Source organism: Bacillus sp. JST-5 (genome assembly GCF_057747715.1).
In genome coordinates this window covers 1-12,468 of record NZ_JBYLHW010000075.1, presented here as the reverse complement: position 1 = coordinate 12,468, position 12,468 = coordinate 1, and the positions used below count along the sequence as shown (strand labels likewise).

At 33.9% G+C, this 12,468-nt stretch carries 11 protein-coding genes; 6 read left to right on the top strand and 5 right to left on the bottom strand.

The genetic code is table 11. The features are described from left to right. The first annotated feature begins 421 nt into the window (after nucleotides 1-421). Nucleotides 422-1,924: a sodium/proline symporter PutP gene (putP, locus tag AC3ASS_RS12265; protein ID WP_488283813.1), complete on the top strand. Its 1,503-nt coding sequence runs from the start codon at nucleotides 422-424 to the stop codon at nucleotides 1,922-1,924. Nucleotides 1,925-2,032: 108 nt separating this feature from the next. Beyond that, nucleotides 2,033-2,473 (top strand): YueI family protein, encoded by a 441-nt coding sequence (locus AC3ASS_RS12260; RefSeq protein ID WP_488283812.1) that lies wholly within the window; start codon nucleotides 2,033-2,035, stop codon nucleotides 2,471-2,473. 54 nt (nucleotides 2,474-2,527) lie between these two features. Here the strand turns inward: AC3ASS_RS12260 and AC3ASS_RS12255 are convergent, their stop codons facing one another. The 5 genes from AC3ASS_RS12255 to AC3ASS_RS12235 form a co-directional block, all read right to left on the bottom strand. Further along, nucleotides 2,528-3,598: an ABC transporter substrate-binding protein gene (locus tag AC3ASS_RS12255; protein ID WP_488283811.1), complete on the bottom strand. Its 1,071-nt coding sequence runs from the start codon at nucleotides 3,596-3,598 to the stop codon at nucleotides 2,528-2,530. Further along, entirely contained in the window at nucleotides 3,595-4,395 is an 801-nt protein-coding gene (locus tag AC3ASS_RS12250; protein WP_488283810.1) for an ABC transporter permease, read from the bottom strand. Before AC3ASS_RS12250 ends, AC3ASS_RS12255 begins: the two co-directional genes overlap by 4 nt. Further along, nucleotides 4,392-5,198, bottom strand: a complete 807-nt coding sequence (locus AC3ASS_RS12245) for an ABC transporter permease (RefSeq protein WP_488283809.1) — start codon at nucleotides 5,196-5,198, stop codon at nucleotides 4,392-4,394. Before AC3ASS_RS12245 ends, AC3ASS_RS12250 begins: the two co-directional genes overlap by 4 nt. An 11-nt stretch (nucleotides 5,199-5,209) precedes the next feature. Further along, nucleotides 5,210-6,295, bottom strand: coding sequence for an ABC transporter ATP-binding protein (locus tag AC3ASS_RS12240; protein ID WP_488283808.1), 1,086 nt, complete (start codon nucleotides 6,293-6,295; stop codon nucleotides 5,210-5,212). Nucleotides 6,296-6,645: 350 nt separating this feature from the next. Next, a complete protein-coding gene (locus AC3ASS_RS12235; RefSeq protein ID WP_488283814.1) occupies nucleotides 6,646-7,791 on the bottom strand; it encodes a metallophosphoesterase in 1,146 nt (381 codons plus the stop codon). A 251-nt stretch (nucleotides 7,792-8,042) separates the two neighbouring features. On the opposite strand from AC3ASS_RS12235, the gene gatC reads away from it, so the two are divergent. The 4 genes from gatC (at nucleotide 8,043) to AC3ASS_RS12215 (ending at nucleotide 12,039) form a co-directional block, all read left to right on the top strand. Next, nucleotides 8,043-8,333 (top strand): Asp-tRNA(Asn)/Glu-tRNA(Gln) amidotransferase subunit GatC, encoded by a 291-nt coding sequence (gene gatC, locus AC3ASS_RS12230; RefSeq protein WP_488283807.1) that lies wholly within the window; start codon nucleotides 8,043-8,045, stop codon nucleotides 8,331-8,333. Between the two features lie 12 nt (nucleotides 8,334-8,345). Continuing rightward, a complete protein-coding gene (gatA, locus tag AC3ASS_RS12225; protein ID WP_488283806.1) occupies nucleotides 8,346-9,803 on the top strand; it encodes an Asp-tRNA(Asn)/Glu-tRNA(Gln) amidotransferase subunit GatA in 1,458 nt (485 codons plus the stop codon). 12 nt (nucleotides 9,804-9,815) lie between these two features. Beyond that, the gene (gatB, locus tag AC3ASS_RS12220) at nucleotides 9,816-11,246 is read left to right on the top strand and encodes an Asp-tRNA(Asn)/Glu-tRNA(Gln) amidotransferase subunit GatB (RefSeq protein WP_488283805.1); all 1,431 of its coding nucleotides are present in this window, start codon (nucleotides 9,816-9,818) and stop codon (nucleotides 11,244-11,246) included. A gap of 229 nt (nucleotides 11,247-11,475) precedes the next feature. Beyond that, nucleotides 11,476-12,039, top strand: coding sequence for a thioredoxin family protein (locus AC3ASS_RS12215; RefSeq protein WP_488283804.1), 564 nt, complete (start codon nucleotides 11,476-11,478; stop codon nucleotides 12,037-12,039). Nucleotides 12,040-12,468 lie beyond the last annotated feature (429 nt).

Sequence of the window (12,468 nt, the reverse complement as noted above, 5' to 3'; positions counted from 1 at the left end):
AGACCTCTTGGAGGGTGGAGTGACCACTGGCATAAAGAGAACAGCTATTCACGGAAGTTATAAAGACTTGCGTCAATTATCTTAATTGAACCGCCGTATACGGAACCGTACGTACGGTGGTGTGAGAGGACGGGAGTTAATCGCTCCCTCCTACTCGATTTTGTAAAGAAACACACATTCTTTTTATTTTAAGGAAAGAATATTCTAAGAAAAAATTTCTATTTGGTAAAATTTTCGATGTAAAAAAATTCGTCCTTCTTTTATAATTAATTTAAAAATTTAAAATATTAAATTAAAAATCGATAAGGAGGAGAAATAATGGGAATCAGCTTTGCTACATGGTTTTGGCTATTAGTTCCGATGCCATTATTAATAGTTTTATCATTCATTAGTTATCTTAAAGGAAGGAGAGGGTAAACGAATGTCTACTGCTACTCTTGTTACGTTTGGTATATATTTAATTGCAATGCTAGTAATAGGTATTCTTTTTTATCGTGCTTCTAATAATAGTTTATCCGACTATATTTTAGGTGGCAGAAGTTTAGGGCCAGGGGTTGCGGCGTTAAGTGCAGGAGCATCTGATATGAGCGGCTGGTTATTACTAGGGTTGCCTGGTGCTGCTTATATTGGGGGATTCTCAGCTGCATGGATATGTATTGGATTATCAATTGGTGCCTATTTAAACTGGCAGTTTGTGGCAAAACGGTTAAGGGTATATACAGAGACAGCTAAAGACTCAATTACAATTCCAGATTTTTTAGAAAATCGTTTTCATGATGATTCTAAATTACTGCGAGTAATTTCTGCATTTGTTATTCTTTTATTCTTTACTTTTTATGCTTCTTCTGGGATGGTTGCAGGAGGAAAATTATTTGAGAACTCATTCAATATGGATTATCATACAGCGTTGATAATTGGAGCAATAGTCATAGTGTCCTATACATTTTTAGGAGGATTTTTAGCAGTTAGTTGGACGGACTTTATTCAAGGTATGCTAATGTTTTTAGCGTTAATCATTGTACCTATTGTTGCCATTATTGAGATGGGAGGTTGGAGCGAAACCGTCCAACGAGTAGGGGAACTTCAGATAGAGAATCTTGATATTTTTGCAGGACAAACATTTCTAGGGATTGTTTCCTCTTTAGCATGGGGGCTTGGATATTTTGGTCAACCGCACATTATAACAAGATTTATGGCAATGAAATCAACGAAGGATGTTCCTCTAGCAAGATTAATAGGTATGACATGGATGATTTTAGGTTTATTTGGTGCAATTTTTACTGGTTTTGTTGGATTTGCTTATTTTGCAGACGCACCTTTAGCTGATCCAGAAACTGTATTTATGAATTTAAGTTCAATTTTATTCAACGAATGGGTAGCAGGAATATTATTAGCTGCTATCTTGTCGGCGATAATGAGTACAATTGACTCACAATTACTAGTATCTTCAAGTGCCGTTGCAGAAGACTTTTATAAAGCAATTTTTAGAAAGAATGCTAGTGATAAGGAACTTGTTTGGGTTGGACGTTTATCTGTAGTAGCGATTGCTATCATAGCATTATTACTTGCTTTGGATCAAAATAGCTCTGTCTTAGAACTTGTTAGTTATGCTTGGGGAGGGTTTGGAGCTGCATTTGGACCAGTGATTTTATTTTCACTATTTTGGAAGAGAACAAATCGTTGGGGAGCTTTAGCAGGAATGGTTGTTGGAGCGGCAACGGTTGTTATTTGGAAGTTGCTTTCCACACCGACACTAGATGCAGCTGGTAACGTGATAGACCCTGCAGTTATTCCGTTTGAACTTTATGAAATTGTACCTGGATTTATTTTAGCAACATTAGCGATTATTATTGTAAGCGTTTTAACTGGGCAACCATCAAAAGAAATTCAAGATGAATTTGACAAGGCTGCAAGTGCTGAGTAAAAAATGAAAGGAGAGAAGCCTATTTTATTGATAGGCTTCTTTTATTTTGTGGATTTATACAACCTTTTCCTCATATACTATTGTTAATGCAACGTAGGGGGAGTGTAAATGCAAGGACCAAATCTCGATGATTACATAAATAAAGGAGTCTATGGAGAAAAAGAAATAAAAAAAGAAGAGAAAATTAGATTTTTAGGAACGTTTCGTGAGAGGATTATTGCTGTATTAACAAACGCTCAAGTTAGGGAATCAGGTGTATACAAGGAAATTGAAGAGTTAATGAAAAAACATAAAGAAGCCAAGTTGTTATTAAATGGTGAAATTAATTATAATGATTTGTCCAAATATATAAAAATGGCAAACAAGCATAAGATTCCTTTTAGTATCTATGATCATCAAGAATATACGACAGATATTGGGTTAGTATTGGCTTTTGACTATGCTATTGATAAAAAAGATATTTTTATTAAACGTAAGAAAGATTATAAACTAATGGAGAAGAAAGAAAAACCTAAGTGGATTAGAATTATGAAAAAATTGTTTAAATAGACGACATTTTCATACAAAAAAGCTGACCCAGCAAACAAAGGGTCAGCTTTAGTATTATTTCGCATGCATTTTAAATTGTAAATATAGTTCATTGTAATATGCAAGATTATGCTTACCTAAGTTTTCGTAAACTTCTAATCTTGATGTCATTTCATCATCAGGATAAAAACGTTCATCATTGACCGTTTCTTCATCCATATATTTTAATGCCTCTTTGTTAGGAGTAGAATATCCGACATAATCCGCATTTTGAGCGGCTACTTCAGGATCTAACATAAAATTAATAAACTGATGGGCAGCTTCTATATTTTTTGCTGTTTTCGGAATAACCATATTGTCAAACCATAAATTAGACCCCTCTTCAGGGACAACATATTCAAGGTTGTCTTTTTCCCACATGATTTCTGCAGCTGTTCCCGACCAAACAACACCAATAGGAGCTTCTTCGTTTAGCATTAATAATTTGATTTCGTCTCCAACGATTGCTTTTATGTTGGGAGTCAATGCTTCAAGTTTTTCCTTAGCATCTAATAAGTGCTCTTTATTTGTATCATTGAGTGAGTAGTGTAGGCTATTTAAAGCTAACCCCATTACTTCACGCGCACCGTCGGTTAATAAAATGGAATTTTTATATTTAGGGTCCCATAAATCATTCCATTTAGTAATTTCTCCTTCAACCATGTCCGTGTTATAAATAATACCGACTGTTCCCCAAAAGTAAGGAATTGAAAATTTATTATCCGGATCAAAAGGAAGATCTAAAAATCTAGAATCTATATATTTTAAATTAGGTATTTTAGAATGATCGATAGGGAGTAACAAGTCTTCCTCGACCATTTTTTCAATCATATATTCGGATGGAACGGCAATATCGTAAGTAGTTCCTCCTTGCTCAATTTTAGTTAACATCGCTTCATTTGAATCAAATGTTTCATAAATGACTTTAATTCCTGTTTCTTCCTCAAAACGATCGATTAAATCTTCGTCAATATAATCTCCCCAGTTGAATATCGTTAGTGTATTACCGCTTGTATATCCTTGGGCAGAATTAAGCCGATTAACAGCAATTAAAAGTCCAGCAGAAATAAGTAGAACAGCAATGAGAGACTGCATCAGTTTTTTCATTTCCTCACCCCCATTGCATTCACTCGGTTTCGTTTAGAGATGTAGTAATAACCAATCACTAAAATTAAAGTAAATAAAAATAATAAAGTTGAAAGTGCATTAATGTTTAAAGATACTCCACGACGAGCAAGAGAGTAAATTTCTACAGATAAGGTGGTAAATCCATTACCAGTTACGAAAAATGTAACTGCGAAGTCGTCTAATGAATAAGTTAATGCCATGAAAAATCCTGCGAATATTCCTGGTGTAATAAAAGGTAAAATAACTTTCGTCAAGACATTCCAACGGTTAGCACCTAAGTCTAAGGCTGCATAAATCATCGTTATACTCATTTCTTCAAGTTTAGGTAAAACCATGATAACGACAATTGGAACACAGAAAGCAATATGAGAAAGCAATACAGATGTAAAACCTAGTTTAATGCCCATAATCGTAAATAAAATTAAAAAAGATGCACCGATGATAACGTCTGGACTAACAATCAATACATTGTTTAAAGATAATAGAGTGTTCTTTGAGCGATGGTTTCTTACATAATAGATGGCTAATGCACCAGCAACTCCTAAAACCGTAGAAAGTGTTGCTGATAACAAAGCAATAATGATTGTATTAAGCACTATAATTAGCAAACGTGAATTTTGGAATAATTCCTTATACCAATCTAAGGTAAAACCTTCAAACTCATACATTGTATTGCCACTATTAAAGGAATAAAACATCAGGTAGAAAATAGGGGCATAAAGGATAAAAAAGACGACGACTAAATAAATATTAGCCCATTTAGACGTTTTGTTCATTTTAAAATCCCCCTTTTCTGTCTACCTGTAATAAGCATGAAAACAACCATGGCAATCACAAGGAATACGGCAATAGTTGAACCCATACCCCAATCTTGTGTTACTAGAAAATGCTGTTCAATTGCTGTACCTAAAGTAATAACACGGTTACCAGCAATCAATCTTGTTAACATAAATAACGATAGTGCAGGAATAAATACCACTTGCCATCCTGCCTTAACTCCATCTAACGTCAGTGGAAAAATAACTCTTCTAAATGTTGTCCATTTGGATGCTCCTAAATCATTGGATGCATCGATAAGAGATGGATTTAATTCATTTAAAGAGTTGAAAATTGGCAAAATCATAAATGGTAAAAAGATATAAACGGATACAAAAATAAAACTGAAATCCGTAAATAAAATTTGCTTGCTTCCAATTCCGATAATTTCTAATAAGCTATTTGCCAACCCATACGTTCCGAAAATGCCTAAAAAGGCATAAGCTTTTAATAATAGGTTAATCCATGAAGGTAATATGATTAATAAAAGCCATAAATGTTTATGCTTTGTTTTCGTTAAAAAGTACGCAGTAGGATAGGCGATTAAAAACGTAAATAATGAAATTAAAAATGCATACCAGAAAGAACTTAATGTCATCCTTAGGTAAACAGGCGTAAAAAAGTTTTTATAGTTATTAAATGTAAAATTACCGTCAATATCAAAGAAAGAATAATAGAATATTAATAACAGAGGTGCCACAACAAACAAGGCGATCCAAAGAATATATGGAATTAAATAAGAATTACGAGAATGATTTTTCATTTTCATCCTCCTTAATACGCCTCAAGACGTTTATCGAATTCTTCTTCCGTTTCGCCTAAACGCATGACATGAATAGCTTCTGGACCAAAATGAAGGCCAATTTCTTCTCCTACTGTTACTTTTTTCGTTGAGTGAACGAGCCATTCATTTCCATCTTTGTCATAACAGCTAATTTCATAGTGGACGCCTCTGAATAGTTGTGAATCGACTTTTACTTGAAGTTTTCCTTGATCTTTCGGGCAAATTTCTAAATCTTCTGGTCGAATGACAATTTCCACTTTTTCATTTTCATCAAAACCTTTATCAACACAATCAAATGTTTTTCCTGCAAATTGAACGAGATAATCTTTAATCATGACACCAGGAACAATATTTGATTCTCCAATAAAATCAGCAACAAAACGATTGATTGGTTCATCGTAAATATCTGTAGGAGTTCCACTTTGCTCAATTTTTCCGTTATTAATGACGAAAATATAGTCCGACATAGCAAGCGCTTCTTCTTGGTCATGAGTAACAAATATAAAAGTAATTCCTAACCTGCGCTGAAGCTCTCTTAATTCATATTGCATTTCTGTACGTAATTTCAAATCAAGGGCAGATAAAGGTTCGTCCAGTAAAATCACTTCAGGTTCATTCACGATCGCACGGGCAATCGCAACCCTTTGACGTTGCCCACCTGACATCTCTCTTATTTCTCGATTTTCATAACCTGATAAGTTTACGAATTTTAATGCTTCTAAAACTTTCTTTTTAATCTCAGCTTCTTTCATCTTTTTTATACGAAGTCCAAACGCAACATTTTCAAAAACATTTAGGTGTGGGAATAAAGCATAGTCTTGAAAGACCGTGTTTACTTGTCTTTTATTTGCAGGGACGTTATTAACGATTTTTCCGTTTATATAAATATTACCTTCCGTAGGTTCTATAAATCCTGCGATTAAACGTAAAATCGTCGTTTTCCCGCATCCGGAAGGTCCCAATAATGTATAAAATTTTCCGCGTTCAATATCAAAACTAACATTATTTAATACTGGTGGGTCATCATCATATTGTTTGGTTACATTCTCAAAGCGAATGATTGAATTTTCCGACATTCGATCACCTTCTACTTTCCTTTAAGATTCGTATATTTAATAGATGTTGTTTTATTCATTCTACCGGGCTTAGGAGTTTCTAAATATACAATATTTATACTGTATAATTAGCCTTTAAAATGAATCATTTAATAGTAAAAAGACAATGAGAAACATAAAGAGTTTAAAAAAATGAAAACCTCGACCTATTAACCTTCATCCCATCACCTAGCCCTTACTATAAAATCTTAAAAGACCTTTTACAAAAAATCTTTCAAACGTAATAATATCACATTCTAATCAGTTGCTAACATGGATTCTAAAAATTTTTTGAAGAAATTTGTAGAAAATTATATCCTATTATTTCTAGTTTATTTTTTTACTTTAATAAAGCCATCCTTTACGGATTGAACGGTTTCTTCATGGAGTTCGCGAATGGTTTGAATGATTTTTTTATCCATTGGGATAACTGGATAATTTTTTCCATTAACTGTTTTATAAATACTTTTTAGAGATGTTTGATAGTCTATGATTTCCCAATTGTCATTATTTTTCTGTAATGTTAAATCGATAATGCCAATATGATTTCCCCATTTTCCTGCCTGAATGGAAGGTATTCCGTTGATTGTACCAGTAACGGAATTAATCTCTTTTCTATCAGATTTAATATTAGAATTAGGAAACAGTTTATGACTATGTCCATAAAGAATGGCATCAATACCTTTCACTCGACTTAGATCAATAACTGAATTACCTTGTAAGGATTTCAAATCTTTGTCAGCTTCTAACCCTGCATGAACCAATGCAATAATGACATCTGCTCCTTTACTTTTAAGAACTGGAACAAGCTGCTCGGCTGTTTCAGTGATGTTTTTTATTTTTAGCTTACCTTGAAAATGTTCATAATCCCAAATGGCAGTAACTGGTGTAATTAGACCGAGAACGCCAATGTTTAAAACATGTTTGTTTCCGTTCGTATCAGTTACCTCTTTTTTAATCATGTGATAAGGGTGGAAAAAATTTATTTTATCGAACGAGAATTGTTTTACATCGTCAATAACAATATTGCTGCACACAATAGGAAATTGTGCACTTTTCAAGCTAGTTAACAAAAAATCTAGTCCATAATTAAATTCATGGTTTCCTAACGTTGCTGCGTCGTATTGTAACAGATTCATTACGTTATAAACAGGATGAATATCTGGAATTCGTAATAATTGGCTTTTGTATACATGCTTTGCCATTGCGCTCCCTACAATAGCATCACCGACATCAAATAACAAAGACTGTTCTACTTCATTTCTAGCACGTTGAATGAGGGTAGCAGTTCTTGCAAATCCATACTCAAATGTTTCTTTTTGTTTTTTATAGTCATAACCAAAAATATACCCATGTAGATCAGTAGTTTCTATAATTCTGAGGGTTACAATCGGAGAGTTCAATTTATCTAATGATTGGGCAAGAACTGTTTGATGAGGAATAAATAGTAGAAAAATTAAAAGAAAGAAGATTACCATTCTCACGGATTGAAACACCTCATTTATACTCACTTTTGTTTCATATAGTGGACGATTTTTTGAGTTTTTATGTATAGAAACCTTTTTTAATAACTTCAAGTCCATTTTTAATTCATATATAATCCATGATAAAATAGGGAAGTGATGTAAAGAGGATAAAGTGCCTTAAGGCGTTTATTGCCTTTATTAAGGAAGATTTGATAATATTTATAGTATTGGTTATTGTCCGTAATTATTTGGAGGTGAATGTTGTGACGAGAATATCAAAAGAGCAAGTGGAACATGTAGCACATTTAGCTAGACTTGCGATTACAGAAGAAGAAGCAGAAAAATTCTCAAAGCAATTAGATGCTATCATTACATTTTCAGAACAATTAAATGAGTTAGATACAACAAATGTCAAACCAACTTCTCATGTGTTGCCGTTAAAAAATGTTATGAGGGAAGATAAGGCAACAAAAGGATTGCCAAGAGAAGAAGTTTTAAAAAATGCACCGGATCATAAAGATGGACAAATTCGAGTACCATCTGTTCTTGAATAAGGAGGGGAATTCATGTCTCTATTTGACCATAAATTAACAACGATTCAAGAAATGTTAAATAAAAAGGAAATTACTGTAACAGACTTAATCGACGAGTCTTACCGAAGAATCAATGAAGTTGAAGATAAAGTTCAAGCATTTATTACGTTAAATGAGGAACAGGCGAGAATTCGGGCGAAAGAACTTGATGAAAAGTTAACCACTGATAGTCAAAAAGGCTTACTATTCGGGATGCCAATTGGTGTTAAAGATAATATTGTTACAAAAGGTTTAAGAACAACTTGTGCAAGTAAAATTTTAGAAAATTTCGATCCGATATATGATGCAACAGTCGTTGAAAAATTACATAATGCGGAAGCAATAACAATCGGAAAACTGAATATGGATGAATTCGCTATGGGTTCATCTACGGAAAATTCAGGATTTAAAATAACACGTAATCCATGGGACTTAGAAGCGGTACCAGGAGGATCATCAGGGGGATCTGCCGCAGCAGTTGCAGCTGGACAAGTTCCGTTTTCATTAGGTTCTGATACAGGTGGTTCGATCCGCCAACCTGCAGCATTCTGTGGAGTCGTTGGCTTAAAACCTACTTATGGACGAGTGTCTCGTTACGGATTAGTGGCCTTTGCATCTTCATTAGATCAAATTGGTCCAATTACTCGTTCCGTTGAGGATGCCGCTTATTTATTGGAAGCTATTTCTGGATTAGATCCTAACGATTCGACATCAGCTAATGTTGAAGTCCCTCATTATGCTAGCTCACTAACTGGCGACATTAAAGGTTTGAAAATTGCCGTTCCAAAAGAATATTTAGGAGAAGGCGTTAGTGAAGAAGTAAAAGAATCCGTACTTCAAGCATTAAAAGTACTTGAAAAGTTAGGTGCAACTTGGGAAGAGGTTTCTTTACCACATTCAAAATATGGAGTTGCTACATATTATTTAATATCTTCTTCTGAAGCATCTGCGAACTTAGCACGTTTTGATGGTGTTCGATACGGTTATAGAACAAAAGATGCTCAAAATTTAATTGAGATGTACAAAAAGACCCGTGCAGAAGGTTTTGGTGATGAGGTAAAACGTCGTATTATGTTAGGTACTTTTGCCTTAAGTTCAGGTTATTACGACGCATACTATAAAAAAGCACAACAAGTGCGTACATTGATCAAAAATGACTTCGAGCAAATTTTTGAAAAATATGACGTTATTATTGGACCAACTACACCTACTCCTGCATTTAAGATTGGTGAAAAAATCAGCGATCCTTTAACAATGTATGCAAACGATATTTTAACGATTCCGGTAAACCTAGCAGGAGTTCCAGGTTTATCTGTACCTTGTGGATTCTCAAACGGATTACCAATCGGGTTGCAAATTATTGGTAAACATTTCGATGAAGCTACTGTATTACGAGTTGGACATGCATTTGAACAAGCTACAGATTTTCATAAACAGAAACCGGCGCTGTAAGGGGTGAAGAAGATGAATTTTGAAACCGTCATTGGACTAGAGGTTCACGTGGAGCTGAAAACAGAATCTAAAATTTTTTCATCAGCTCCTGCCCATTTCGGAGCTGAACCGAATACAAACACAACCGTTATTGATTTAGGATATCCGGGAGTTTTACCAGTTTTAAATAAAAAAGCAGTTGAGTTTGCGATGAAAGCGGCAATGGCTTTAAACTGTGAAATTGCTACAGAAACAAAGTTTGACCGCAAAAATTATTTTTACCCAGATAATCCAAAGGCTTATCAAATTTCACAATACGACAAGCCAATTGGACAAAATGGTTGGATTGAAATAGAAGTTAATGGTAAGAAAAAGAAAATTGGAATTACCCGTCTACATTTAGAAGAAGACGCTGGTAAGTTGACACACTCAAATGATGGATACTCGCTTGTTGACTTTAATAGACAAGGAACTCCATTAATCGAAATCGTTTCAGAACCAGATATTCGCTCTCCAGAGGAAGCCTATGCATACTTAGAAAAATTAAAATCCATTATTCAATATACTGGTGTTTCTGATTGTAAAATGGAAGAGGGTTCTTTACGATGTGATGCAAACATATCGTTACGCCCAATCGGTCAAAAAGAATTTGGAACAAAAACAGAATTAAAAAACTTAAACTCTTTCAACTTTGTGCGAAAAGGATTAGAGTTTGAAGCAAAACGACAAGAAAAAGTTTTACTATCAGGTGGAGTGATTCGTCAAGAAACACGTCGTTTTGATGAGGCAACCGGAGAAACAATATTAATGCGCGTAAAAGAAGGATCTGAAGATTATCGATATTTTCCTGAACCTGATCTTGTAGAATTATATATTGATGAAGAGTGGAAAGAGCGCGTTAGAGCGGAAATTCCTGAGCTTCCAGATGAAAGAAAGCGTAGATATGTAGAGGAATTAGGTCTTCCTGCTTATGATGCAATGGTGTTAACGTTAACGAAAGAAATGTCTGATTTCTTTGAAGCTACTGTTGCAGAAGGAGCTGATCCGAAGCAAGCTTCCAACTGGCTAATGGGTGAAGTTTCAGCTCATATGAATTCTGTCCAAAAAGAATTGTCAGAGTTGCCATTGACACCAGCAGCATTAGCAAAATTAATTAAATTAATTGCAGATGGTACTATTTCTTCTAAAATTGCAAAAACAGTTTTTAAAGAATTGGTCGAAAAAGGTGGAGACCCAGAGAAGATTGTTAAAGAAAAAGGATTAGTGCAAATTTCAGATGAAGGTGCATTATTAAAGATTGTCACTGAAATATTAGATGCTAATCCACAATCCATTGAAGATTATAAAAATGGAAAAGACCGTGCTATTGGTTTCCTAGTTGGACAAGTAATGAAACAAACGAAAGGTCAAGCCAATCCACCGCTTGTCAATAAGTTAATATTACAAGAAATTGCAAAACGATAATAATTGATAAATACCCTTGGAATTTCCAAGGGTATTATATTTATAAAAAGCATTTATTTTTTACAATAAAATCATTTGTTTGATAAACTGTGATTAGAGGGAACATAGCAATTTATTAAAAAGTAAATGAAAACACGTAAATGGGTATGAATGCTCGTTCCTGAACATTAATTAAAGGGACATATGTAGTTAATATATAAAATATATACATACAAAAGGAGTGTTTCCAATGAATTTAAACGAATGGTTCGAAAAAGGAATGACATTTGATCGATATGTTAATGGAATGAAAGTAAATAAAGAAGAAATGATGTCTATTTATGATCGCTTTGAGCTTGATGAGGATGATAAGGGAGCATTAGAAAGTGTAAAAAATCTTAACCTTCGCATGATTGCTCTTACCGAAGATTGGTGTGGAGATGCTATGTTAAACAACCCGATCATGATGAAAATTGCTAAGGAAGCAAATATTGAAGTAAGATTTTTATTACGAGATCAAAACTTAGAATTAATGGATCAATATTTAACGAATGGTACAGCAAGAGCTATTCCTAAATATATTTTCATAGATCAAAATGGAAATGAAGTGGCTGTGTGGGGACCAAGGGCTCCAAGAATTCAACAATTTGTTATGGACCAAAGAGAAAAATTACCTAGTCAAGATTCACCTGATTTTCAAGAAAAACAGAAAGATATGTACAAAGGAATAACAGAACAATTTTTAAAAAATGAAGATTTCTGGAATGATGTGGCTTACAATATAATCGATCAATTACATAATTTGGAAATCTAATAATCAATCGTGGAAATAACAAGTTGAAAGTAAGGAAGAATGAGAAATTGAGGGGTTACATTTCTCATTTTTCCTTTTTATTTTTTTGGCTATACAGGATTTAAAGAAGAAATATATGTACCTTGTGAATTGACAAAAAATCTTGCAACACGTATTGATATATTTGCAAGTTGAACGTACAAGAGTGAAATTGTTAAACAAGACATTGAAAAATCTTGCAACTAATATTGATTAATTTGCAACTCAATTGCCAAAGGTGTTTTTTCTTCAGAAAGGAAGGATTGGCGGTCTGACCCCCTAATTTTCGGACAAAAATTCGTCTATTCTCTGTTTTTCTTAATTTTTTATTTTCTTACCTTCTTCACCTTGGACTCATTCTAAAGGATGTCATTCATGAGTCAAGCCTACTTCGCTTGACTCTTTCATTCC